18 protein-coding genes, 1 tRNA gene and 4 pseudogenes are annotated in these 24992 nt (G+C 62.3%); 10 read left to right on the top strand and 13 right to left on the bottom strand.

The features are described from left to right. Nucleotides 1-114: 114 nt before the first annotated feature. Complete coding sequence (locus PD885_RS07105; protein WP_002814541.1) at nucleotides 115-594, bottom strand: FKBP-type peptidyl-prolyl cis-trans isomerase; 480 nt, start codon at nucleotides 592-594, stop codon at nucleotides 115-117. Nucleotides 595-640: 46 nt separating this feature from the next. Here PD885_RS07105 and PD885_RS07100 point away from each other — a divergent pair, with 46 nt between their 5' ends. Both PD885_RS07100 and PD885_RS07095 read left to right on the top strand, forming a co-directional pair. Then, the gene (locus PD885_RS07100) at nucleotides 641-1252 is read left to right on the top strand and encodes a C40 family peptidase (protein WP_002814543.1); all 612 of its coding nucleotides are present in this window, start codon (nucleotides 641-643) and stop codon (nucleotides 1250-1252) included. A gap of 109 nt (nucleotides 1253-1361) precedes the next feature. Beyond that, on the top strand, nucleotides 1362-2111 hold the full coding sequence (locus tag PD885_RS07095) for a C40 family peptidase (RefSeq protein ID WP_002814544.1): 750 nt from the start codon (nucleotides 1362-1364) through the stop codon (nucleotides 2109-2111). Nucleotides 2112-2392: 281 nt separating this feature from the next. On the opposite strand, the gene PD885_RS07090 is transcribed toward PD885_RS07095, so the two are convergent. Continuing rightward, entirely contained in the window at nucleotides 2393-2884 is a 492-nt protein-coding gene (locus tag PD885_RS07090) for an acyl-CoA thioesterase (RefSeq protein WP_002814546.1), read from the bottom strand. A 207-nt stretch (nucleotides 2885-3091) separates the two neighbouring features. On the opposite strand from PD885_RS07090, the gene PD885_RS07085 reads away from it, so the two are divergent. Continuing rightward, nucleotides 3092-4236, top strand: a protein-coding gene (locus PD885_RS07085; RefSeq protein ID WP_088057106.1) for an IS3 family transposase whose coding sequence is annotated in 2 segments (ribosomal slippage) — nucleotides 3092-3329 and nucleotides 3329-4236 — 1146 coding nt in all. Because the reading frame shifts where the segments join, the coding sequence is not laid out codon by codon here. A gap of 186 nt (nucleotides 4237-4422) precedes the next feature. On the opposite strand, the pseudogene PD885_RS07080 reads toward PD885_RS07085, so the two are convergent. The 3 genes and pseudogenes from PD885_RS07080 to PD885_RS21975 form a co-directional block, all read right to left on the bottom strand. Further along, nucleotides 4423-5791 (bottom strand): annotated as a pseudogene (locus PD885_RS07080) (IS5 family transposase). Between the two features lie 558 nt (nucleotides 5792-6349). Beyond that, a complete protein-coding gene (locus tag PD885_RS07075) occupies nucleotides 6350-7318 on the bottom strand; it encodes an IS5 family transposase (protein ID WP_088056740.1) in 969 nt (322 codons plus the stop codon). 310 nt (nucleotides 7319-7628) lie between these two features. Beyond that, a pseudogene (locus PD885_RS21975) lies at nucleotides 7629-7982 on the bottom strand (site-specific integrase); the annotation flags it as partial. 37 nt (nucleotides 7983-8019) lie between these two features. Between PD885_RS21975 and PD885_RS07065 the strand changes: the two are divergent. Then, nucleotides 8020-8818 (top strand): IS5 family transposase gene (locus PD885_RS07065; protein ID WP_088056738.1). Its coding sequence is split into 2 segments (ribosomal slippage): nucleotides 8020-8291 and nucleotides 8290-8818, totalling 801 coding nucleotides; the frame shifts between segments, so codons are not numbered across the junction. Between the two features lie 7 nt (nucleotides 8819-8825). On the opposite strand, the pseudogene PD885_RS07060 reads toward PD885_RS07065, so the two are convergent. The 3 genes and pseudogenes from PD885_RS07060 to PD885_RS07050 all read right to left on the bottom strand — a co-directional run. Continuing rightward, nucleotides 8826-9947 (bottom strand): annotated as a pseudogene (locus tag PD885_RS07060) (DUF6538 domain-containing protein); the annotation flags it as partial. An 83-nt stretch (nucleotides 9948-10030) separates the two neighbouring features. Further along, nucleotides 10031-10120 (bottom strand) — tRNA-Ser (locus tag PD885_RS07055). A 188-nt stretch (nucleotides 10121-10308) separates the two neighbouring features. Next, on the bottom strand, nucleotides 10309-11322 hold the full coding sequence (locus PD885_RS07050; RefSeq protein ID WP_002804601.1) for a LysR family transcriptional regulator: 1014 nt from the start codon (nucleotides 11320-11322) through the stop codon (nucleotides 10309-10311). A gap of 105 nt (nucleotides 11323-11427) precedes the next feature. Between PD885_RS07050 and PD885_RS07045 the strand changes: the two are divergent. Continuing rightward, nucleotides 11428-11695, top strand: a pseudogene (locus tag PD885_RS07045) (NAD(P)H-dependent oxidoreductase); the annotation flags it as partial. A gap of 291 nt (nucleotides 11696-11986) precedes the next feature. Here PD885_RS07045 and serS read toward each other — a convergent pair. Further along, entirely contained in the window at nucleotides 11987-13267 is a 1281-nt protein-coding gene (gene serS, locus PD885_RS07040; protein ID WP_002804599.1) for a serine--tRNA ligase, read from the bottom strand. A gap of 112 nt (nucleotides 13268-13379) precedes the next feature. On the opposite strand from serS, the gene PD885_RS07035 reads away from it, so the two are divergent. Continuing rightward, a complete protein-coding gene (locus PD885_RS07035; protein ID WP_002804598.1) occupies nucleotides 13380-14036 on the top strand; it encodes an energy transducer TonB in 657 nt (218 codons plus the stop codon). 249 nt (nucleotides 14037-14285) lie between these two features. Continuing rightward, a complete protein-coding gene (locus PD885_RS07030; RefSeq protein WP_082244207.1) occupies nucleotides 14286-14864 on the top strand; it encodes an energy transducer TonB in 579 nt (192 codons plus the stop codon). A 120-nt stretch (nucleotides 14865-14984) separates the two neighbouring features. Here the strand turns inward: PD885_RS07030 and aroA are convergent, their stop codons facing one another. The 3 genes from aroA to serC all read right to left on the bottom strand — a co-directional run bounded on the left by aroA (nucleotide 14985) and on the right by serC (nucleotide 18810). After that, the gene (aroA, locus tag PD885_RS07025; RefSeq protein ID WP_088056736.1) at nucleotides 14985-16307 is read right to left on the bottom strand and encodes a 3-phosphoshikimate 1-carboxyvinyltransferase; all 1323 of its coding nucleotides are present in this window, start codon (nucleotides 16305-16307) and stop codon (nucleotides 14985-14987) included. A gap of 124 nt (nucleotides 16308-16431) precedes the next feature. Next, nucleotides 16432-17658 carry a prephenate dehydratase gene (gene pheA, locus PD885_RS07020; protein WP_002804594.1) on the bottom strand — a complete coding sequence of 409 codons (1227 nt, stop codon included), beginning with the start codon at nucleotides 17656-17658 and terminating at the stop codon, nucleotides 16432-16434. Between the two features lie 66 nt (nucleotides 17659-17724). Continuing rightward, nucleotides 17725-18810, bottom strand: a complete 1086-nt coding sequence (gene serC, locus PD885_RS07015; RefSeq protein WP_002804593.1) for a 3-phosphoserine/phosphohydroxythreonine transaminase — start codon at nucleotides 18808-18810, stop codon at nucleotides 17725-17727. 180 nt (nucleotides 18811-18990) lie between these two features. Between serC and msrP the strand changes: the two genes are divergently transcribed. Then, nucleotides 18991-19959 (top strand): protein-methionine-sulfoxide reductase catalytic subunit MsrP, encoded by a 969-nt coding sequence (gene msrP / locus PD885_RS07010; protein ID WP_088056734.1) that lies wholly within the window; start codon nucleotides 18991-18993, stop codon nucleotides 19957-19959. 404 nt (nucleotides 19960-20363) lie between these two features. Here the strand turns inward: msrP and PD885_RS07000 are convergent, their stop codons facing one another. Next, a complete protein-coding gene (locus PD885_RS07000) occupies nucleotides 20364-21359 on the bottom strand; it encodes a LacI family DNA-binding transcriptional regulator (RefSeq protein WP_002804591.1) in 996 nt (331 codons plus the stop codon). A 160-nt stretch (nucleotides 21360-21519) separates the two neighbouring features. Here PD885_RS07000 and ptsP point away from each other — a divergent pair, with 160 nt between their 5' ends. Then, on the top strand, nucleotides 21520-24036 hold the full coding sequence (ptsP, locus tag PD885_RS06995; protein ID WP_002804590.1) for a phosphoenolpyruvate--protein phosphotransferase: 2517 nt from the start codon (nucleotides 21520-21522) through the stop codon (nucleotides 24034-24036). Next, nucleotides 24033-24986, top strand: coding sequence for a 1-phosphofructokinase (pfkB, locus tag PD885_RS06990; RefSeq protein WP_002804589.1), 954 nt, complete (start codon nucleotides 24033-24035; stop codon nucleotides 24984-24986). Before ptsP ends, pfkB begins: the two co-directional genes overlap by 4 nt. The last annotated feature ends 6 nt before the right edge of the window (nucleotides 24987-24992 follow it).

The following is a 24992-nucleotide window of genomic DNA, read 5'->3' as shown; positions in this document are numbered from 1 at the left end:
TCAGGTGAACGAGGACGGCGTGTGGGAATCGGAGTATCCGAGGACTGTACACAGCAATCCCGAGCATCGTCGCCGCCATCCAGGCAGCTGCGCAGCAGCCTGGATGGCCCGATCTCAGTGGTGATGACCGCCATCACCGTGCACATGGCCGTGGTCGCGCTCTTCCTGCGTCGCTTCACGCACTTCAATGATCTCCACAGCGAAGTGCAGATCCTTGCCAGCCATCGGATGATTGAGGTCGACATCAACCACACTCATGCCGACCTTCTGCACCGTCACTGCACGCGGACCGAAGTTGGTCTGCAGCACGACCTGGGTGCTAGGCACCAGCTTGGTGGCGCCGAAATGCTTCTTGGGTACGCGCTGGCGCATGCCTTCGCGGTATTCGCCGTAGGCCTCGGTAGCCTTGACGTCCACGCTGAAGCTCTCGCCGGCTTCTTTGTCCATCATGGCCGCTTCCAGGCCCGGAATGATGTTGCCGTGACCGATCATGATCGCCAACGGTTCACTTTCCTTGGAGCTCTCGATCGGCTCCTGGCCAATCTCGGAAACGGTGTAATGGAAGCGGACGACGCTGTCTTTTTCGATCTTCATGCCTGGCTCTAAATGGTCTGCTCGGTAGCAGACGGTTGAGGACGGCTTGTCTGCCGCCGGGTGCGCCGCCATCATGGCGACCTTTCCAACCGCCAATTATCCCGGCTCCATGCATATCACGCCAGTTGTCGCCGCCCGCGCCCATCGCGCCGCCGCGGCCAGTTTGCTGCTGGGCCTGTTCGTGCTGCTGGGCGGGTGCGCACAGACGCTGGTGCGTCGTCCGGCCGCTTTTGCGCCACCGGCCCCGCGTGTCTGGCCACAAGTGCCGCCGGCGGACCCGGCCGCTGCGAACACCATCTTGATGCGCGCACTGAGCCTGGTCGGCACCCCGTACCGGTTCGGTGGCAATACGCCGGAAACCGGTTTCGACTGCAGCGGGCTGGTCATCTATGTCTACAAAGATATGTTGGCGTTGTCGCTACCACGCACCTCACGCGAATTGGCTGCGGTCCAGGGTCCGCGCATTGCGCCGGAAAAACTGGCTGGCGGTGATCTGGTGTTTTTCGGCTCCAGAGGCAATGTGACCCACGTCGGCATTTATGTCGGTGAAGGCCGCTTTGTGCATGCCCCTAACACCGGCGGTACAGTCCGCCTGGATTTCCTGGACGGCGCCTACTGGCGTGACCATTATTCAGGGTCCAAACGTGTCTTACGTTGAAACATGACACACACCACAAGTAATTAAACGGAAACCTAACTTTTTTTGAACGTAACAATTCTTTCACCAGGGCATCATCTGGCATCGACAGCAAACGTGTGATTCCCGCGTGACGAACGACGAACAGATCAAAACTGGCGCCGCACCTCTTCCGCCCCGGAAACCGCTCCGCCTGTTGTGCGCCACCGCTCTTTGGCTAGCCGCACTTCCAGTTCTGGCGCAGACTGCCAACAGCCCCCCATCCGCTCCGCAGACGACCACGCCAGACAGCGCCGTCGCCACTGATAAAGCAGCAACCCACGGTCGCGCCGATGCCGCTGCCACCGCAACTCTGGCCGCGCTGCTTCCGCACCTGGCTGCCAATGACGCCATTCCGCTGATGGACCGCTCTGCGATGTTCGCCGGGGACCTCAGCCGCCTGCTGGCCAATTACGACGTTTCGCAGAGCGCGGCCAACGCTGCCCAGAATGCAGTGGCCGACAGCCGTGTCCAGGTGATCCTGCAACGCGCCATGGCCCTACTCGGCACCCCATACGCGTGGGGCGGCGAGTCCGCCGAAGGTTTCGACTGCAGTGGCTTGGTCGGCTACGTGTTCAAGACCGCACTGGGCATCGACCTGCCGCGCGTCTCGCGAGATATCGCCCGCGACGAATCTGCCGAACTGATCAAAGATCCGAGCGCGCTCAGGGCAGGCGACCTGGTGTTCTTCGGCAAGCGTGGCCGCATCGACCATGTGGGTCTGGTGGTCGGCGACGGCAAGTTCCTGCATGCACCTAGCCGAGGCAAGGATGTGCGCGTGGATTCGCTGGCCAGCGGCTACTGGAGCGAGAAGTTCATTCAGGCGCGTCGGGTACTCTGACCCGAATTCCGCGATGTACCTACATCACAGGCGAAGGCCGCGGCAATCCCGCGGCCTTTTTCGTGGTTGATGAAGTGCAGACTGACCAGCTTGCGTGAGCACTTGGTGGCAGGCTGTCGAGCTGCACCACGATGGGTACGCGACTGCCGAGTTATGCGTGATTGAGCGTGCGGCACCGCCAGACCGAGACAGTGTGCCGTCTGCGCGGTGCGATGCCACAAATGTGTCAGCCCTACCCTGCTCATGCGCAGATCACACCAGGCATTTCAGCAGCGCACAGATCAACGCGCGGTATCGGCCTGGTAATGCGACATGGTGTGCTCGATGCCTTTGCTCAGTTCCATCACCTTGAGCGCGTACTCGGCCAGGCGTTGATCCTCTGGCGTGTCCGGCTGCCACGACGGCACTTCCATCGGCGTGACGCCATGCGGGTCCATCGCCACGAACACGATGATGCAGTGCGTGCACAACCGGGAGTTGCCGCCCATCGGGCTGCGTGCCCGCACATCGATGGCGAAATGCATGCTGGTGCGCCCGGTGTGGACCAGCTTGGCCGACACCGCGACCAGATCCCCGATCCGCACCGGCGCCACGAAGCGAATACCGCCCACCGCCACGGTGACGCAGTAATGCCCGCTCCAGCCGCTGGCCGCAGCGAAGCCCACCTGGTCGATCCACTTCATCACCACGCCGCCATGCACCTTGCCGCCGAAGTTGACGTCGCTGGGCTCGGCCAGAAAACGAAATGTCAGATCACGCTGTTGGCCAATCACCGCCCGCCCTCGTCAATGGATGAGCTGGCAGTGTGCCATGCAGGTGGGACGTCGGTGCACCGGGATCTCTAGCTGACGCGCTTGCTGCGGTAAACCAAGCAATCAGCATCGATTGTCCGAGGTGCGCTTGTTCCACTTGGCAACTGATACGCCCAGGGTTTCCTAGACATCTCAAGGCCATGGAAAATGGTCAATTCGGAGGTGTCCATGAGCAGCAAGCGGTATACGGATGAATTCAAGATCGAGGCGGTCCGGCAAGTGACCAATCGTGGTTTCAAGGTGGCAGAAGTCGCGGAGCGACTGGGTGTCACCACGCACAGCCTCTACGCCTGGCTGCGCAAGTTCGGCAAGCCTGGCGTGGTGCAGCGCGCCGAGGTGGACCAGAGCGCCGAGGTTCGGCGGCTGAAGGCAGAGTTGCGTCGAGTGACCGAGGAGCGCGACATCCTAAAAAAGGCCGCCGCGTACTTTGCCAAGGGGTAAGGGCAAAGTACGCCTTCATGCAAGCCCACTGTGGGGAATTCAGGGTGTGTGCGATGTGCCGGGTATTGCGGGTCAACCGGTCGGGCTATTACGCCTGGTTGTGCTCGCCCAACAGTGAGCGCGCCAAGGAAGATGGGCGCTTGCTTGGACTGATCAAGCACCACTGGCTGGCCAGCGGCAGTGTCTATGGGCATCGCAAGATCACCAGGGATCTGCGCGATCTGGGTGAGCGTTGCAGTCGCCATCGGGTGCATCGGCTGATGCGCACCGAGGGACTGCGTGCCCAGGTGGGCTATGGTCGCAAACCGCGCTTCCATGGAGGAATGCAGTGCAAGGCGGCGGCCAACCTGCTTGACCGACAGTTCGACGTGACTGAGCCGGACACGGCCTGGGCGAGCGATTTCACCTTCATCCGCACGCATGAAGGCTGGATGTACCTGGCTGTTGTGATCGATCTGTTTTCCCGGCAGGTCGTCGGCTGGGCGATGCGCGATCGGGCCGACACCGAGTTGGTCGTGCAGGCCTTGTTGTCTGCGGTGTGGCGGCGCAAACCCAACGCTGGTTGCTTGGTTCATTCGGACCAAGGGTCTGTCTACACCAGCGATGACTGGCGCAGTTTCCTGGCGTCCCATGGCGTGGTGTGCAGCATGAGTCGGCGTGGCAACTGCCACGACAACGCACCCGTGGAGAGCTTCTTCGGCCTGCTCAAACGCGAGCGGATCAGGCGGCGGACCTATTCCACCAAGGACGCCGCTCGCGCCGAGGTATTCGACTACATCGAGATGTTCTACAACCCCAACCGCCGCCACGGTTCAACTGGCGACCTGTCCCCTGTAGAGTTTGAACGGCGCTACGCGCAACGAGGGTCTTGAGTGTCTACGGAACCCTGGGCGTATCACCGGCAAGTTAAAAAAAGCCAAAAACAAGCTAACAAAAATGAGCCATACCCAAGCTGTCGCACTTGGCTTTTATAGCGTCGTAGGCGTCGGAGCGCTATTTGTGCTTATAGCCCCAATGAACACGGCAAGCCCTAACTAGCCGTCCCTGAAAAATTCCCTTCAAGCGCCAAGTGCCGTCGGTGACAGCGGCACGGCACTCAAGGATGACCATCCCATCGCCCGCATCCAGGCACGCAAAAACGCGATCCAGCGCAGCAGCCAGCGCAGGTTGTAGCCGGCCGCGCAGCCGAGCACGTGCAGCGCATCGCCTTGGGCACCTTTCAGCCTGCAGCGACGCAACCTGCAGTCGTCTTTCAGATGTCCGATCACCGGCTCCACCGCCTGCCGTCGCTTGATCCAGCGCCATTGCCGTCGCGTCAGCGTCTTGGCCTTGCCGCGATGCAGGGACCTGCACGCCATCGACTTCGCGCCCGCGATCGCCCAGGTCCACGATCGCCACCGTCGGTTCTACGCTCACATCCTGCAGCAACCCGCGTGTCTGCTCCAGCTGCTCGGCCAAGGTATCGCCGTCGTACGGGTTGCCCGGGAAGCTGCGCGCACCCACGACCAATCCCTTGCAGGCGGTGACCGCAATGCCGACCTTGACGCCGAATTCGTACGCTTGACGCGCCTTGCCCTTGCCAATGCATTCCACTTCCGGGGCATGCAATGCGTAGAGTTTTTGTTTGTCCTTCGGACGCTGCGTGTACAGCCGTTGCGCACGTTCCAGCCAGACAGCGATGCGCTCGCGCACGCCGGTGTTTACCTGATCGAGTTTGCGTTGGATGTCGCGCAACACCCGCCCCAATACCGTGCGTTGACGTCGCAGCACGCGCCGCATCCGCTTGAACTGGCGCGCATGCGCATACCGACCTGCCTTGCGGCTCAGGGCCGGGCCTTGCCGCGCGTAGCTCTGCCGCAATCCGATGCCGTGCCGCTTGGCCAGTAACACCAGCTTCTTGCGTGCCACCTCCAGCAAACGGCTGTCGGTCGGATAGGCGATCGCCTTTTCCTGCACCGTGGTGTCCACGATCACCCGCGACAACTCGCGTGCGTCCACCGCTTGCATCGCATGCGCGGCGTTGATGGTGTGCGCCAGCAGCTCTTCCATCCCGGCCTCACCCAGGCGCTGCCGCCAGCGCGTCAGCGAGCTGGCATCGCACGGCAAGCGCGTCTGGAACACGACCTCGCCAGTGAAGAACTGCCAGTACGGATTCTCCAGCCAACGCTCGCACACCGCTTCATCGGACAGGTCGTAGGCGTGTTTGAGGTAGAGCAAACCGGCAATCAGCCGCACCGGCAATGCCGGCCGACCGCCACCGGCCTGGGTGGCCGGCAAGCGCGATGAAAGTGCTTGCTCCAACGCCGCCCACGGCATCTGTTGGCTCAGCCGCGTCAGCGGATGACGCAGATCGATCTGGTTCTCCAGCCGCGAACGAAACAACTCGTCGGCAGGCATGTGCTCGGCAGCAGGACGGCGTGTACGCATGAGTGAAAATTGCCAGAAACCAGCCTTCAGCGTAGCGAACACTGGTAGTTTTGGCACGCCGGTGCAGACATCAAGGCCTTGCGGTCGTTGGGTGGGTGGGTGGGTGGGGTTTTTCAGGGGCGACTAACTAGAACCTAGAAAGAAGTATCACACCCCAGCCAAAGGAGGCCAATACGTTGAGGCAAAAAACTGCCCAAGCAATTGGCCTAAATTTCTTGTCCAGACGATCCGGGTTATTCCTGATATTTTTTGAATTAATTAATACAGAGAAAAGCGAAATCCCGCTCCCAATAAATCCAAATGAAGTGAGGAAGGCATCGTAGGCGACCCCCTTGGACAAGAGGTATGCGATTACGCCAAACGACAGGAATGCGGCAGAGGTCTGAAAACAATTAACCTCATTTATAAAATTTCCGCCCCCCTCCTTATCTAGGGAAGGTCTGAACAACGCACCAGACCTCTAAAATTCGAGCCTGCTGCGTGCCAATAGCGCACAGAGTTGATGCGTACGATACGATTTCTACGGTTTCTTGCGGCGTTGGCTGGCGCCAGACAGCATTATCCCCTGGCCGGCAGCAACTGCCGGCGCACCATCCACAGATTGGATAGTGCGAACAGGGTCAGCACATGCGCGGTGTTCTTGGTCAAGCCGCGATAGCGGACCTTGGTGTAGCCAAACTGGCGTTTGATCACGCGGAATGGATGCTCCACCTTCGCACGCACACTTGCTTTGAAGTATTCCCAACGTTCTTCCTGGCGGCGCTCGCGTTTGTTGCCAATGGCTTGAATCGTCGAACGCTTGGCGGTAATGAAAAAACCAGCCTTGCAGGTCTGCAGTTCTTCGCGTTTGTCCGCACCGGTGTAGCCGCTGTCGCCGAACACACTGTCTTCTTTGCCGTGCAGCAATGCGTGGGTCACCGTGACATCGGCCACATTGGCAGCCGTACAACGGACGTAGTGCACCAGCCCGGAAAACTCATCCACGCCGATGTGTGCCTTCATCCCGAAATACCACTGATTGCCTTTCTTGGTCTGATGCATTTCAGGGTCGCGCGCGCGGTCGGTGTTCTTGGTCGAACTGGGCGCAGCGATCAGGGTTGCATCGACGATCGTGCCGGACCGCAGGCTCTGACCCTTGCGCACCAGATCCGCGTTGACGGCCTCCAGCATCCGCGCTGCAAGGCCATGGGTTTCCAGCAAGCGGCGAAAGTTGAGAATCGTGGTCTCGTCGGGAACATTGTCCAAACCGCCGAGCCGGGCAAAACGGCGCAAGGTCCGGATCTCGTGCAACGCTTCTTCCATCGCCGGATCGCTCAACGCATACCACTGCTGCAGCAAATGAATCCGCAACATCGTCGCCAGTGCGTACGGCTGTCGACCAGGCCGCCCCGACACCGGATAGTGCGGCGCGATCAGTCCGAGCAAATGCCTCCACGGAACCACCTGCTCCATCTCGGCCAGGAAGATCTCGCGGCGAGTCTGCTTGCGCTTGCCCAAACCTTCAGCGTCACCGAACGTCAGTTGCATGGATGACTCCTCAACGTAGGTGTGTAGTGTCGCGCATTTGAAGTGCGTTGTTCAGAGGTTCCCTAGAAAGGACTTGCTCAATCGATTTTCGATAACTTTTATTTTAGTTCCGACTCTCTCCAGCTCGTTTATTCTTTCATTCAAAGAATTGATGTCAGCCCTCAGTTTCAGGACATCATCACTAACTACTAGGGGTTGCAGCCTTCTCGCCCGCGACCCACCGAAAAAACCAATGACTAACCCACTTAAAACCTGAGAAGATCTCATCTCTTGATCCTTTTTGTGCCCAAGCCTAGTGTTTAATTCTCGCTTACTGATTAATCCTCAATCTATACTGAAGAGCTTTTATCCCTGGGCAGTGTGTTCCTAATCCTTCAAGCTTCTCGCGAACGGTAAAATCCCGGCTGTAGGTCGCATGATGCTCGTCATCTAGTTCATGCCCCACGATCTGAGCCCGCAGCTCGGAAACCACGCCAGTGCCTTGCAGCTTTTGGATAAATGTTTTCCGGAGCGAGTGGAAGCCCCGCTTTGCCGGCGCCCAGTCCTTGCCCACGTGGGCAAGATGCCGGCTAAACGCCTTCGTAATCCAATTCCCCTGCCCGTTCTTGGCATCGGCTTTGGCGGCCGAGAACAGCCGAGTATGGCCAGCGTCTCGCTTAGAGCCTGTTCACGATCTTTCCTGATTGGTGCAGACTCTGCGGATGCGCCAAAAAACCTATCCGAGCGACATGAGCCGGGAGCGTTTCGAACACATCCTCCCGATCCTGGAACAAGCGCGCAAGCGCACCAAGCCACGCCGAGTGGATATGTATGAGGTGTGGTGCGCAGTGTTGTACGTGCTGCGAACCGGTTGCCAATGGCGAGCGCTACCCAGCGACTTTCCGAAGTGGCGGACCGTGCACGCGTACTTTGCCAAGTGGGGCGAGTGCGACGATGAAGGAGTGAGCCTGCTGGAGCGGGCGCTCAAAAAATCAGGTTGGCGTGGCCCGCCAGAAACAGGAGCGCAACATCTTCAGCAGGTTCTTGATCGTGGACGCGCAGAGCGTCAAGAACACGGACACAGCCGGGCAAAAGGGATATGACGCGGGCAAAAAGGTGTCGGGCATCAAGCGGCATATCGCTGTTGATACCCAGGGGTTGCCCCATGCCATCGCGGTGACGACGGCGGAGGTGACCGACCGCAAAGGTGCGCTGCAGGCGCTGGAGCGCTGTCAGTCAAACTTGACGCATGTACAAAGCCTGCTGTGCGACAGTGGTTACACCGGAGTACCGTTTGCCGAAGGCGTACGAGAGATTCTAGGCGAGCAGCTCACGGTGCAGATTGCCAAGCGCAGCGAACTGCACACCTTCAAGGTCATGCCCAAGCGCTGGATCGTCGAGCGCAGTTTTGCCTGGCTGGAGAAAAACCGAAGGCTGTGGAAGAACTGCGAGCGCAAACTCAACACCAGCTTGCAGTTCATCCATCTGGCCTTCTTGGCGCTTCTACTCAAAAGATCGTGAACAGGCTCTTAGACTGGACCCAGGCCAGGAAGCCCATCTTCAGGAGGTCCGGATGGAGAGGGACGGTGCGAAGACTGACCTCGGTTTTGACTTTCTGGTGTTCGCCTTCGTCCGAAATCCGGATGCATGGGATGCCGTCTTCCTCGAACACATCCTTGATGAGGAGTTGACCGACCTCCGACGCCCGAGCACCAGTATAGAGTCCAAGGAGGGAGGCCCAGCGGGCCGGCTCAGACAGCTTGGCCAGCGCCTCTGGTGAAAACAGGGCTTGGATCCGGGACCTATCATAGGCCTTGAATCCAAGCTTCTTCCTAGCCCGCTTCTCGCGCCGGGAATAGCTGACATGGTCGGAGGCAGGGTTGTCACCTCGTGGATAGTGCCCCGAGGCCATGCCCCACTCGAAGAAGCCACCTTTGCCACCGATATAGCTCTGCTTGTTTGTGAGCGTGGGCGTAGACGCGCCCTTTTCCCGCATGTCCTGATACCAACGCGCCAAATCTGAGCGGGTGATGGCATGGACCTTTGCCTTCGGACCCAAGAAGCTCACCAAGGATTCGATCGCCGTCTTCTTGATCGTGAAAGTTTTGGGCAGCGTCGAGCCCTTCAGGGTCCCCAAGAACGCGTCCCGAGCCTTTCCCAGCGTCATCGTCTCGATGGCCGACGCAGAGCCATGCCGAAGATGCGAGGCTCCGAATGTGGCGTAGGCGGCCACTGGGAGGCGCGGTTGGGCGGTTGCCCCACCCCTTGCTTCCAGCTCCATCAACTGCCGATACAACTTCAGGTCTTTTGGGCTGTCGATCTGCCACTGCTCGGTCACCGTCCCATCCGGTTGGCGGGTGCGGTTGAGAGTCAGTTCCTGGAGGTTTTCAGCGCTCGTCAGGCGAGCGATGAGTAGGTCAGCGTCCGTCTTGCTCAGATTGGCCACGCGTTGATCCTTCAACTGTGCGAAGAGCCGAGCATAGCCCGCTCCAAGCACCACCGCACGCACGTGAGCTTGCGCCAAGTCCTTCGTTTGCAGGGTGCGTTTGATAAGCCGGCAGCCCATCACGGTTTGCAAATCGATGGGCACACGTTGGACGAAGGACCAGCGGCCGGTGGACGACCGGCTCAAATGATGAGGGATGCGCATGCGAGTGTTTCCTCTGCATGCTTCCTGCCTCCAATCAATCTGCCTAAAAAATTAATGAATTAAATCAATGACTTAGGAGTGAGTGGCGGAGAGAGTGGGATTCGAACCCACGGAAGGTTTGACCCTTCGCCGGTTTTCAAGACCGGTGCCTTAAACCGCTCGGCCATCTCTCCGATGCTGCTCTGCGTGATCGCCAACGACATCGGCTGATCACGCGTGCGCCACGCGCTGTGCGGGTTGCGCCTGTCGGTGTGCCGCCAGTTGTGCGATATCACCAACACCGGGATTGCTTCCAGGCATGCATTCTCGCATGCCCGCTTACGCTTTGCTAAGTGACGCGGCCTGCTGAGCGGCGCGTTGATCAACCGGCTTCAGCGACCAAGCGCGCTGCGGTGCCGGCGGCGCGCTTGAGCTTTTCGGCCAATTCGGCGCAGTTGCCGCCGCAATCCAGACGCGAGCGCTCGATTTCCTGCGGCAGATGCTCCGCCAGGAAATCGATGAACACGCGCACCGCCGGCAACAGGCCGCGACGCGAGGCGAACACGGCGTGGCAAACACCTTGCGGCAGCGACCAGTGCGGCAGTACCACTTCCAGCTCACCACTGCGCACCGCTTCGGCGCACACGGTTTCCGGCAGCATGGTGATGCCGAATCCATCGCGTGCCATCGACTGCAGTAGCGGGAAATCGAAACCGGCAAGGCGGGGCTGCAGGTCCACGCGGCGCATTTCGCCGTTTGGCCCGTGCAGTTCCCAGCGCTGATGCGCTTCGTCCTCGCTGGTGCTCATGGTGGTGTGCTTGGCCAGCTCGCTGGGGTCCTTGGGGCGCCCGGCGCGGTCCAGATATTTGGGGCTGGCCACCAACAGTTCCTGCACCTGGCCGAAGCTGCGCATCACCAGACTGCCGTCGTCGTCCAGGCGCGAACGCACGCGCAATGCGATGTCGTAGCCCTCGTTGATCACATCGACGCGGCGATTGCTGATGTTGAGCTGCAGCCGCACCTTGGGATATTTGGCCAGGAATTCCGGCAATAGTTTGGGCAACTGGATCTGCGCCAGCGAGACAGGAACGCTCACACGTACAAGACCGCGCGGCTCGGCGCTGAGACGATCTACCACCTCGCGCGCAGCCTGGGCCTCGGCCAGCATGGTCTGGGCATGCCGGTGCACGCTGGTGCCGACGTCGGTGACCGCAAAGCGGCGCGTGGAACGCTGCAGCAGGCGCACGCCCAAGTCGGTTTCGAGTTGACTGATGCGACGGCTCAGGCGCGACTTGGGGATCCCGAGCGCACGCTCGGCCGCGGCGAAGCCGCCGTGGTCCACCACCATTGCGAAGTAATACAGGTCGTTCAAGTCGTGCATGGCGCATGCATCCATGAATAGAACAATAAGTGATATTTAAGCAATTTTATTCCATCAAAGCAACGAGTTGCTCTGCGTACCTCCGCGGCGCTGCCGCTTGCCACAGGTCATCGCCATTCGATCATCCCCACGCTCAAGGCTTGGATCGATCGTGTCGCGGTGGCCGGGCGCGCGCTCCCCTCCGGACCGCAAACGGTCCGGAGGGTTTGGCCGGCAACAAACGCCTCAGCATCGCAAGCGCGCGTGGCGGTATTTACAGCGGCCAGCAGAACGATTTCCAAGAGCCTTAGCTGCGACAGGCGTTCGGTTTGCTGGGCATCCAGGGGACATCATGTTCGTGCGCGCCGGAGGCGTGGCGTATTCGCCACAGCATTGCGGCGATGCGTGACGCGTTGCGATAGGTTAAAAAAAACCGGGCCATCGCTGGCCCGGTCTTTCTTACATCAGCAGTTGCCCCAACGGTTCAGCGCGATCAAACGCCATCATGCAAAACGTGCGGCATGCGAGCGAAAAATGCAGTTAACCTCGCACAACGCGCGGGCGCCACGTTCGACCTACGAACCACTTCAAACAGCTAAAAACAATCGCAGCGCACGCAAGGAATGCAGATTCAGCGCCCTGGGTGCGCGCGCCAGGCGGCTGCGCAGTCGCGCTGATCGCAGCGTGTCCGTCGCAGCGCTTACCCGATCCGCTCGATCCCGCCCATGTACGGACGCAGCACCTCGGGTACATCGATCGAGCCATCGGCATTCTGGTAATTCTCCATCACCGCGATCATCGCGCGGCCCACGGCGGTGCCCGAGCCATTGAGCGTGTGCAGCAACTCCGGCTTGCCGCTGACCGGGTGACGCCAACGCGCCTGCATGCGCCGCGCCTGGAAATCGCCGCAATTGGAGCAAGACGAAATCTCGCGATAGGTGTGCTGCGAAGGTAGCCATACTTCCAGATCGTAGGTCTTGATTGCAGAGAAGCCCATGTCGCCGGTGCAGAGCAGCACCTTGCGATACGGCAAGCCGAGTTTTTCCAGTACCACCTCGGCGCAGCGCGTCATGCGCTGATGCTCGCTGTCGCTGTCTTCCAGCGCGCAGACGGTGACCAGTTCCACTTTTTCGAACTGATGCTGGCGGATCATGCCGCGCGTATCGCGTCCGCCGCTGCCGGCTTCGGCACGGAAACACATCGAATGCGCGGTCATGCGCAGCGGCAGACGCTCGGCGGCGACGATCTCGTCGCGCACGATATTGGTCAGCGGCACTTCGGAGGTGGGAATCAGATAGCGGCGCGAATCGCCAACTTCGGTCTGGAACAAATCGTCTTCAAACTTCGGCAATTGCCCAGTGCCTCGCATCGACTCAGGGTTGACCAGCAGCGGCACGTTGGTTTCTTCGTAGCCATGCTCGCCGACATGCAGGTCGAGCATGAACTGCGCCAACGCACGGTGCAGGCGCGCGATTGGCCCGCGCAGTACGGTGAAACGTGCGCCGGACAACTTGGCGGCGGTTTCGCCATCCAGCCCGCCGTGTGGCGCGCCGAGTTCGACATGATCCTTGACTGCGAAATCGAACTGACGCGGTGTCCCCCAGCGCGATTGCTCGACGTTCTCGCTCTCGTCCTTGCCGTGCGGCACGTCTTCTGCCGGCAAATTGGGCAGGCCCAGCGCAATAGTTTCGAGCTTGGCGCGGATCACATCCAGCGCTTCTTCCGAGGCCTTTAGCTCATCGCCAAACCCGGCCACTTCGACCATCAGCGCGGACACATCCTCACCCTTGGCCTTGGCCTGCCCGATCGCCTTGGATTTGGAATTGCGCTGGCTCTGCAGCTCCTGCGTGCGCACCTGGATGCGCTTGCGCTCGCTTTCCAGCGACTCCAGTTCCGCAGTGTCCAGGGAGAAACCGCGCGTGCTGCGCAGGCGCTCGGCAAGGTCGGCGGGATGTTGGCGAAGCAGGGCCGGATCTAGCATCGGGAATAGGTGCGTCAGTGGGATAGCGCGGGATTATCGCCTGTTCCGCCACCTGCTGCGATCGATTCACCGGGGCTATGCCAGAATTGTCCCGATCCTTCAGGTGAGCCCTATGCCCGCGCCCCGCCCTACGTCCGATCGTCAGATCGTCCTGCGTCTGCCCCGCCACACTCTGAAAATTGCCGGCATCGCCTTCGTTGCCGGCGTGTTGTTGTTCCTGCTGGTCTGGGCCGCCGGCCGCAAGGACGACTTCTACAAAGCCTCGCCGGCCCAACCGGCTGCAGGTGCGCAGGCCGACGACAGTATCCAGCCGCTGCCCGCACCGTTGCCGGCCCAGGACGGCGCCAGCGATATGCCACAGACCAAGCCGCTGGAAGATACCCCGACACTGGTAGACACCGCGCCACCTGCTCCACCGACGCCATTGCCGGAAGACGCAGTTCCCGGCGCGCCTGACACCGCCGCGCCTTCAACCGCTTCCGTGGCCGGCGGCGATCGTCCGGTGCCGATGCAAGGCCAGATGCCGCCGCCGCGCTACCCTTCGGCCGCGTTAAGTCGCGGCGATGCCGGCGATGTGGTGGTACGGGTCGACGTGGACGCGGCCGGCAATCCGGGCGGCGTGACGCTGGTGCAGCGCAGCGGCTCGCGCGATCTGGACCGTGCGGCAATGGAAGCGGTGCGTCGTTGGCGCTTCCATCCGGCGCAGCGCGATGGCCAGCCGGTTGCCGGCAGTCTGGATATCCCATTCGAATTCAAGCCCGCGCAGTAAGCGTGGCTGACGGATCGTCACGCGTAGTCGACGCACTGCGCGTGGCAAGCGCAAGAAAATACAGCGGGCGATTGACGATTGCGCGTATCCACCGAGTCTGAGTGGATTTAACGAAGCAGCACGATCAGCTTGACAAAGCTGAACATCTACCGAGTTTCAACGCTTCATTCGCTCCTTGCCTTAGCTGGGCCTCAGGCGGTGGCGACGAAACTAGTCCGGTCATCCCACAGATGCGCCGGGAGGTCGGCCATGTCCTTCAGCTCGAATCCCTCTTCACCCCACACCCAATCATTGTCGCATCATGTTCCGCACATCTGTGCCCGCACCGAGGACACAGATCGCGACGGCGCGTCGCCATGGTTATGTACAACCCTGATTGCCTTGCTGATCGCGGTGCCGACTTGGTGGTGGACAAGGCACAGCGACGCGTCCTTTGTGACCGACACGCGCCCGTTGCCCGCGGCGAGCCGGCAGATCCTGCCCACCGCAGATGGCCCGCGCACGATGACCATGATCCCGCACCAGCCCGCACGGGCACCGATCAGCAGCGAGGAAGCCAAGCCGATGCCGGGCAACCCAATGCCCAGCTATCCGCCGCAAATTGCCCGTGCCGCCATCGAAGGCAGCCGTACCGCGCGCCTGCAGCTGGATGTGCAGGGTCTGGTGAGCGACGTCATCGTCGATCGCAGCGGCGGCGAGGACCCACGCCTGGATGCAACGGTGGTGGACAGCCTGCGTCAGTGGCGCTTTGAACCTGCCACGCGTGACGGCCACGCTGTGGCGAGCAGCAGCGTGCGAGTGCCGGTGGATTTCAGCTCAGAGCGCTAACAGCGGCCAACGCACGGCCGTGCTGCCGCCAAGCGAGCGCGGCTGGTGCCTGGGTACGGTGTAGATCGCTCATAGGCCGCGGTTTCTGTACGGCACCCGCGTTCGACTCAATACCGCTCACTACGTCTGGTCAAGCCGCTTAAGACCGAACCCAGCGCCCTGCGCCAGCGTGTCGAAGCCCGGGAACGAGGTCGCAACATTCGCGACATCATTCACCTGCACACTGCACGTGGACAGCTGCCCAGCAATCGCAAACGCCATCGCAATGCGGTGATCGCCATGGCTTTCGATCACGCCACTGCCGATGCTGCTGCCGTGAATGGTGGCGCCATCGGACGTCTCGTCTACTTGTACGCCCAGCGTGCGCAGGCCGGTGGCCATCGCCGCTAGCCGATCAGATTCCTTGACCCGCAATTCGGCAGCGCCGGTGACGACGGTCTGGCCGTTCGCAGCAGCCGCAGCCACGAACAAGGCTGGGAACTCGTCGATCATGTCCGGCACCAGTGCTTCGGGAATCAGTGCGCCCTTCAGCGGTACATAGCGCACGCGCAGATCGGCTACCGGCTCGCCGCCGTGTTCGGCATGATTCTGTTCGACGATGTCTGCGCCCATCAACCGCAACGCAGCCAGCAGACCGGTGCGACGCGGATTCAAACCCACCGCACGCAGCACCACTTCCGAACCTGGAATGATGCTGGCGGCGACAATGAAAAATGCTGCCGACGAGAAATCCGCCGGCACTGCGATATCGGTCGCGCGCAGGCGCTGGCCACCACGCAGACGCGCTTTGCCAGGCGAAAACTCGATCTCCACGCCGAATGCAGCCAACATGCGCTCGGTGTAATCGCGGGTGGGATGCGGCTCGGTCACCGAGGTCTCACCCTGCGCGTAGAGGCCCGCCAGCAACACCGCAGATTTCACCTGCGCACTTGCGACCGGCGAGACGAAATCGATGCCGTGCAGCGCCTGCCCGCCATGCACGCACAGCGGCGGCGTGCCGGCCTCTTCGGCGTCGATACGCGCGCCCATCTGCAACAGTGGACCGGTCACGCGTCGCATCGGTCGTTTGGACAAGGATTCGTCGCCCACCAACACGCTATCGAAGCGCTGCGCAGCGAGCAGACCCGCGAGCAAACGCATGCCGGTGCCGGCATTGCCGCAGTCCAGTGCTTCGCTGGGTGGCTGCAAACCGTCCACACCCACGCCATGCACGATGCGCTGCGAGGAAGACGGCGTTTCGATGCGCACGCCAAGCTTGGCGAAGATCGCCGCGGTGGAGCGCGTGTCTTCGCCTTCGAGGAAGCCATCGATTTGCGAAACGCCATCGGCGAGCGCGGCAAACATCACCGCGCGGTGCGAGACCGACTTGTCGCCAGGAATGGCCAGGCTGCCCTGCAGTGCGCTGCCGCGCTGCGCGATCCAATGTTGTTTGCTGCTGCTCATGCGTGTGATCCGATTACCGCGACACCGCCAGAAGTGGCGATGCGCTTTGAAGAATGTCGCAGCACTGCCGTCACCATACGGATGTCGACGCGCCGGATGTGGCCGGCTGTTTAAGCCGTGACGCTCAGGGAATTGCCACCGGATACGAGCCCAGCACCTTGATCTGCGCCGAGTGTGCTTCCAGTTCGGCCAATGCCTGCTTCATTGCCTCGTCTTCCACGTGGCCGACCAGATCGATAAAGAAACCGTACTCCCACTTGGCCTGATGCGAGGGGCGCGACTCGATGCGATTCATACTGATGCCGTGGCGTGCGAACGGGCTGAGTACGTCGAACAACGCACCCGGCTTGTCGTGGATGAACACCAGCACCGAGGTGCGATCGTGACCGGACGAGTGGAAAATCTGCCGGCCAATTACTAGAAACCGCGTAGTGTTGTCGTCGTCGTCTTCGATCGACTTCATGATGACTTTCTTCAAGCCATACACGTGCGCGGCACTCTCGCCACCGATCGCCGCAGCGTCTTCGGCATTGCGTACCCGGCGCGCACCTTCGGCGTTGCTGGACACCGCAATCTTCTCGACCTTGGGCAAGTGCGAGCGCAGCCAACCGGCAGTCTGCGCGAACGACTGCGAATGCGCGTAGATGCGCTCGATGTCTTCCAGCCGGCCATTGCGCGAGAGCAGATACTGGTGCACGCGCAGCTCGACTTCGCCGCAGATTTTCAGATTGGAGGTCAGGAACATGTCCAGCGTGACCTGAATGGTGCCCTGCCCGGAATTTTCCACCGGCACCACGCCAAAGTCGGCATTGCCGGCTTCCACTTCCTGGAATACTTCTTCGATGGTCGCCATCGGCAGACCCACGGCCGAACGCCCGAAATGCTTGAGCACCGCCTGCTGGCTGAAGGTGCCCTCCGGGCCGAGGTAACCAATCTTCAACGGCTCCTGCTGGGCCAGGCAGGCAGACATGATTTCGCGATACACGTGTACCAGTACTTCATCGCTAAGCGGGCCTTCATTGCGGTCCACCACCATGCGCAGCACCTGCGCCTCGCGCTCGGGCCGGTAGTAATCCACCGCCGTGGCGAGCTTGCCCTTGGCCTTGCCGACTTGATGCGCAAAGTTTGCACGCTCGGCGATCAGCGCCTGGATGTTGCGGTCGATCTCATCGATCTTGGCGCGCACATCGGCCAGCACCGGCGCAGCCGTCGCCGAATTGCTTGCGGACTTGGCTACAGGCTTATCCAAAGCCTTAATCGCAGCCTTGCTTGAAAAAGTGTCTGCGGATTTCTTTGCCGACTTGGTCTTGCCGCCAGTGGCGGCAGTGGGCTTATTGGACTTGGGAGCCATCGCTCGGCATTCCTTGGAATAACGGCGCATGCGCCTGCGCGGCATACGCCGCAGGTAAATGAAGACTCAGCCGTGACGCTGCTGAAAGTCGTGCATGAAGGCCGCCAACGCTTGCGCACCCGCCACAGGCATTGCGTTGTACAGCGAAGCACGGATGCCGCCGACCGCCTTGTGGCCCTTCAATGCCAGCAGACCAGCCGTCTTGGATTCGCTGACGAACAACGCCTCCAGCTGCTCATCCGGCAGAAAAAACGGGATGTTCATGCGCGAACGCACTGCCGGCTTGACCAGGTTGCGATAGAAGCCACCGGAACCATCGATCGCGCCATACACCAGCGCGGCTTTTTCGGCATTGCGACGGGCGAATTCTTCCACCCCGCCCTGCTCAAGCATCCACTTCACGGTGAGCCCGAGCAGATACCAGTTCCAGGTCGGCGGGGTGTTGAGCATCGAGTCACGCGCGAGGTGCGAGGCGTAATTGAAGATGTCGGCACGCGGCTGACCGGGGCGTTCGAGCAGATCGCGCCGCACGATCACCACTGAAATGCCGACCGGGCCGAGGTTCTTTTGCGCGCCGGCATAGATCAGCCCGTAGCGCGAGATGTCCAGCGGCTCGGAGGCGATCGACGAACTGAAGTCGGCGAATAATGGCAATGGGCCTACATCCGGCGTGTCGCGGAATTGGACGCCGTGGATGGTCTCGTTGGCGGTGATGTGCACGTATGCCGAGTGCGGCGACAAGGTCCAGCTGGCCACCGGTGGGATGTCGATAAAGCCGTCCGCCTGCCCATAGGCAGCGATACGCGCATCTACATATGTGGCTGCCTGCTTGATGGCAGTCTTGCCCCAGTGACCAGTGATCACATAATCGGACGCTTGGCCGGGCGCGGCAAAATTCAGCGGCAGCAGCGCCTGGATGGTGGTGGCGCCACCAGCGGTAAACAGCACCGCGTAGTCGTCGGGAATCGACAACAAGGCGCGCAGGTCGGCTTCGGCCGCGGCCGCCACGGCCATGAAATCGGTGCTGCGATGGCTGATTTCCACGATCGAGGCGCCGACGCCATTCCACTCGATCATCTCGGCCTGCGCCTGCCGCAGGACCGATTCCGGCAATGTCGCAGGGCCGGCACTGAAATTGAACGCGCGTGTCATGGCAAACCTTGTCGATCTAGCCTCCTAGTATGCCGCAGCGCATCGGCCTTGGCAGCGTTGCAGAAAAGTTGCATGTGCATCCTTCTCACCGACGCCGACGTATGGTTTTCAAGGTCCATGGACGGTGCCAGTTCCGCAGTCCGTTATTCACCCATCAGCAGCCACTGTCAGGAGCGAGCCATGTCCCTTCGCGATGCCTTGAAGACGCCGTCCAGCGAGATTACTGATGAGGCCGTCTACCGCGACCGACGTCGGCTGCTGCAGCTGTTCGCCTTGACTCCAGCGCTGAGCGTGGCCGGGTGCGCAGAGGCCGACCCGCCGCCGCCACCCAAGACCGTGGTGACGCCAGCGCAGGCGCGCAGCGGCTTTCGCACTGCCGAGGAACTGACGCGGCTGGAAGATGTCACCAGCTACAACAATTTCTACGAATTCGGCACCGACAAGACCGATCCGTCGAAGGCCGCCAAAACCTTGAAGCTGTCGCCGTGGTCGGTGAGGGTGAGCGGCGAATGCGAAAAGCCCGGCAGCCTGTCGCTGGACGAACTGCTCAAGGGCATCACGCCGGAAGAACGCATCTACCGGCTGCGCTGCGTCGAAGGTTGGTCGATGGTGATCCCTTGGACCGGCGTGCCGCTGGGCGAGGTGCTCAAGCGCTTCGCGCCGACCTCCAAGGCCAAGTACGTGGCCTTCACCACACTGGCCGACCCGCAGCAGATGCCGGGCATGCGCTATCGCCCGATCAACTGGCCGTACCGCGAAGGCCTGCGCATCGACGAAGCGATGCATCCGCTGACATTGCTTGCAACCGGCCTGTACGGCAAACCGCTGCCGCAGCAGAACGGCGCGCCGTTGCGGCTGGTAGTGCCGTGGAAGTACGGCTTCAAGAGCATTAAGTCGATCGTGGAAATCCGCCTTGTCCAGAACATGCCAGAGACTGCATGGCACGATCTCCAGCCATCCGAATACGGCTTCTTTTCCAACGTCAATCCGGCGGTGGACCACCCGCGCTGGAGCCAGAAGACTGAGCGTCGTATCGCCGGCACCGCCAGTAAACTCTTTGCCGAGCGCATCGCCACAAAACCGTTCAACGGCTATGCCGATCAGGTTGCCTCTTTATACGCGGGGATGGACTTGAAGAAGTGGTTCTGAGTCAGCAACGTCCAGCATGATCTCGACTTGTCGTACGCGATGGGGCTTTCCCTGCAAGGCTTCATCGCGCGCAAGCGCGCTCCTTACGATAGGACCGACTTTCAGGCCGTACACCCGTGGCTGCGCAGCCACGCCCGGCCGGACAGCTGGATCGTGATGGAAGCCACTGGCGTCAATCACCAAGCACTTGCCGAGATCCTGCACGCTCACCGCTACCGGGTATGCGTGCTCAAACCATGGCACATGGCAAGCAGGTCGTCTGCGCCGCCATGTACAAGTTGCTGCAGCTAGCCGACGGCGTGCTCAAATCGGCACTGCGTTTGACCCGCAAAGAGCGCTTGTCTGCTGATAAGGGGAGACGGTATCCAGGCATCTACACAAAGCACGGCGCTACGCGTCCGGGCTTAAGCCATTGGCCCGCGTGCGCCAGTCGAACCACGCACCACGCAACGTCCGGTCATCACCAGGCGGCGGACCGGCAACTGCGGTGATTTGAGGCGTTCGAGCAAAAGCGACATCGCCGCGCGGCCCATATCTTCCACCGGTTGCTCCACCACGGTGATGCCCGGTTCGACCAAGTCGGTCCAGCGTTCGTTGTCGAACCCGGCTAGGGCCAGATCCTGCGGCAGGCGCAGGCAGGCGGTACGTGCTGCCTTGAGCGCGCCCATCAGCAGCAGGCTGTTACTGGTGACGATGGCTTCGGGCCGGTCATTGCCCGCTAGCCAGTGCTCAAGTTCAGCGATGGCCGCTTCGGCGGTGGGTGCCACCTCGCGGTAATCAGGAACCAGCCCCTGCGCGGTCATTGCGGCCAAGTAACCATCCCTACGCTCGGCAGCGGTGGTGCTGGTGCTGCCGAACAAGCCGCTGATCCGCCGATAGCCCTGCGCCTGCAGGTGAGCGACCAATTCGCCCATGGCGGCTGCATTGTCGAGCACCACACTGTCGTAGCGGCTGCCAGGGCCGGCGCGATCCACCAGCACAGTCGGGTAGTTCAGGGCCAGCTCGCGCATACGCCCAACGGTGACCCGGGTCGGTGCGAAGATCAGCCCGGTGATACGTTCTTCCTGCATCAGCTCCAGATACAGCGCCTCACGCTCGGGATCTTCGTCGGTGTTGCACAAGGTCACGCGCATGCCGGCGCGGTAGGCCACTTCCTCCACCGCGCGGATCAGCGCGGTGAAATACGGGTTGCGGATGTCGGCGACGATCACCCCCAGGATGCCAGACTGCTGCGAGCGCAGCCGCCGCGCCATCAGATTGGGCCGATAGCCGGTCTGGCGCACCGCCTCCTCAACCTTAGCACGCACCTGGTCGCTGACCGGACCGGTGCCAAGTGCGCGCGAAACCGTGGACTTGGACACCCCGGCCACCCGGGCCACGTCATTGATGCTGATACTCACTGGAACCGTTCCCGCTCCGTTGCGCACCAAAACCCAGGTGTCGCGTCAGCTTGGATGCTAACCCGAAAGCACTACAGGCTTTTGTGCATTGCACATTGACCTTGGAAGTGGGAACGTTCCCACTATACTTTCCAGCCCGCTTCACTACTCCGAGCCTGCCTTGTCCCCTCCGTTGCCCGCCCCCGTCACCCCCGACCTCGTGCGCCTGCGTGCGCATGCACGCGACAAGGACGACGCCATTGCGCAGGCCGCCCAGCTGCTGGTTGCGGCCGGCTGCGTCGCGCCGGGCTACGAGGCCAGCATGCGGCGCCGCGAAGGTCTGGCGAACACCTTTCTTGGCCACGGACTGGCAATTCCGCATGGGGTCGGGGAAGACCGCCATCTGGTGCGCCGCGACGGCATCGCGGTGCTGCAGTTGCCCGAGGGCGTGGAATGGAATCCCGGTCAGACCACTCGCTTGGTGGTCGGCATCGCCGCGCAGTCGGACACCCACATCACCGTGCTGCGCCGCCTGACCCGGCTGATCCAGGACCCGGCCGAGCTGGAAGCGCTGTTCACCACCGACGACCCTGGCGTAATTGTGTCGGCGTTGACCGGCGACCGCGCGCCCGATACCAGCGCAGCACCAGCCACCGATCTAGCCGAGTCCTTCGAGTGGACCATCGCCTATCCAAGCGGCCTGCACGCGCGCCCGGCCACCCGTTGGGCCGAAACTGCACGCGGTTTCCCGGCACGCGCCCAGGTGCGCGCCGGCGATCAGGCCGCCGATGCCAAGAGCCTGGTCGGCCTGTTGCAGCTCGGCCTGCGTGCCGGCGACAAAATTACCGTCTCGGCCGAAGGCAGCGATGCCGCCGCGCTGCTCAAGCGCCTGCGCGCGGTGATGGACAGCCTGACCGCTCAGGAAAAAGCTGATGCCGAGCGCGCCGCGCAACGCCGCGCTGCCCCAGTGGTCGGTTGGACGCCGCCGCAGGCGCAGCCGGCCATCGTCGGCATTGGCGCCAGCCCGGGCGTGGCGATCGGCATCGTGCACCGCCTGCGTGCGGCGCATACCGAAGTGGCCGACCAGCCGGTCGGCCTGGGCGATGGCGGTGCGCTGCTGCATGACGCGCTGACGCGCACCCGCCAGCAGTTGGCGGCAATCCAGGACGATACCCAGCGCCGGCTCGGCGCCTCGGACGCAGCCATCTTCAAGGCCCAGGCCGAGCTACTCAACGACACCGACCTGATCACCCGCACCTGCCAGCTGATGGTCGAAGGCCACGGCGTGGCGTGGTCGTGGCATCAGGCGGTCGAGCAGATCGCCTCGGGCTTGGCCGCACTCGGCAACCCGGTGCTGGCCGGCCGCGCTGCGGATCTGCGCGACGTCGGTCGCCGCGTGCTGGCCCAGCTCGATCCGGCAGCAGCCGGCGCGGGCCTGACCGACCTACCCACCCAGCCCTGCATCTTGCTCGCCGGCGATCTGTCGCCATCGGACACCGCCAATCTGGACACTGCGCGCGTGCTCGGCCTGGCCACTGCACAAGGCGGGCCGACTTCGCACACTGCGATCCTGTCGCGCACGCTTGGCCTGCCGGCGCTGGTCGCTGCCGGCGGCCAGTTGCTGGATATCGAAGACGGCATCACTGCCATCATCGACGGCAGCAGTGGGCGCTTGTACATCAACCCGTCCGACGTGGATCTGGACGCCGCCCGCACGCATATCGCCGAGCAGCAGGGGGTTCGCGAGCGCGAGGCCGCGCAACGTGCATTGCCGGCCGAAACCACCGATGGCCACCACATCGACATCGGTGCCAACGTCAATCTGCCCGACCAGGTCGCGATGGCATTGGCCCAGGGTGCCGAAGGCGTCGGCCTGATGCGTACCGAGTTCCTGTTCTTGGAAAGCGGGAGCACGCCCACCGAAGACGAGCAGTACAAAACCTACCTGGCGATGGCGCAGGCGCTGGATGGCCGGCCACTGATTGTGCGTGCGCTGGACATCGGCGGCGACAAGCAGGTGGCCCATCTGGAACTGCCGCACGAAGAAAACCCGTTCCTGGGCGTGCGTGGCGCGCGCCTGCTGCTGCGTCGCCCGGACCTGCTCGAACCGCAGCTGCGTGCGCTTTACCGGGCCGCCAAAGACGGCGCACGGCTGTCGATCATGTTCCCAATGATCACCTCGGTGCCGGAGCTGATCACGCTGCGCCAAATCTGCGCACGCATCCGCGCCGAGCTGGACGCACCGCAATTGCCGATCGGCATCATGATCGAAGTGCCCGCCGCCGCCGCGCAGGCCGACGTGCTGGCACGGCACGCAGACTTCTTCTCGATCGGCACCAACGACCTCACCCAATACGTGCTGGCGATCGACCGCCAGAACCCGGAGCTGGCCGGCGAAGCAGACAGCCTGCATCCGGCAGTGCTGCGCATGATCCGCAGCACCATTGAAGGCGCGCACACACACGACCGGTGGGTCGGCGTGTGCGGCGGCCTGGCCGGCGACCCGTTCGGCGCCAGCCTGCTGGCTGGCCTGGGCGTGCAGGAATTGTCGATGACGCCAAACGATATCCCGGCGGTCAAGGCACGCCTGCGCGGCACCGCGCTGAGCCAGTTGCAGCAGTTGGCCGAACAGGCTTTGGCGTGCGAGACCGCCGAACAGGTGCGCGCGCTGGAAACTCAACGCGAGGGCCAGGCATGAGCCTGCAGGCCATCACGGTCACGCTGAATCCGGCGATCGACCAGACCATTCAGCTCGACAGCCTGCAGCCCGGTGCGGTGCATCGCGCCAGCAGCGTGCGCAACGACGCAGGCGGAAAGGGCATCAACGTCGCCGCCTGCCTGGCCGATTGGGGCAGCCAGGTTGCGGCACTTGGGGTGCTCGGCGCCTGCAACGCCGGCGTGTTCGAGGAACTGTTTCGCGAGCGCGGCATCATCGACCACTGCCAACGCGTGGCCGGCGAGACCCGCATCAATCTCAAGCTGGTCGAAGCGCGCAGCAACGACACCACCGACATCAACCTGCCCGGGTTGCGCCTGGGCCAGCCGCATCTGCAAGGCGTGGCCGAGCACCTGGCCCCGCTGCTGCGTCCCGGCCTGCCGGTGGTGCTGTCGGGCAGTCTGCCGGCCGGCCTGCCGGACGACAGCTGGACACACTTACAGGCCCAGGCCAGCGCCGCTGGCGCGCGCGTGCTGCTGGACACCAGCGGCGCGCCACTGGTGTCTGCGCTCAGTGCCGCGCGTGAGGCATTGCCCTACGCGATCAAGCCGAACCGGCACGAACTGGAAGCCTGGACCGGCCGCCCGCTGACCGGCAGCGCCGCGCTCAGCACTGCAGCGCACGAACTGATCGCACGCGGCATCCAGCTGGTCGTCATTTCGATGGGCACCGAAGGCGCTTTATTCGTGCAGCGCAACCAGCGTTTGATCGCGCGGCCGCCACGATTGGCGCACGGCAGCAGTGTGGGCGCTGGCGATGCGATGGTAGCCGGCCTGGCCGCCGCGCTGCTTGGAGAGTCCACCAATCTGGAAAGTTGCGCGCGCCTGGCGACCGCGTTCTCGGTCAGCCGGCTGGAAAGCGGCGATGCGCGACGCCTGAATCCGCAGCAGGTTCGCACGCTCGCCACAGAAATCGAGATCGACCACCTCTAGTTAGGA

It is taken from the genome of Xanthomonas fragariae, assembly GCF_900183975.1.
Classification (GTDB): Bacteria; Pseudomonadota; Gammaproteobacteria; order Xanthomonadales; family Xanthomonadaceae; genus Xanthomonas; species Xanthomonas fragariae.
Note: the sequence above shows the minus strand (reverse complement) of the source record. Positions and strands in the feature narration are given on the sequence as shown.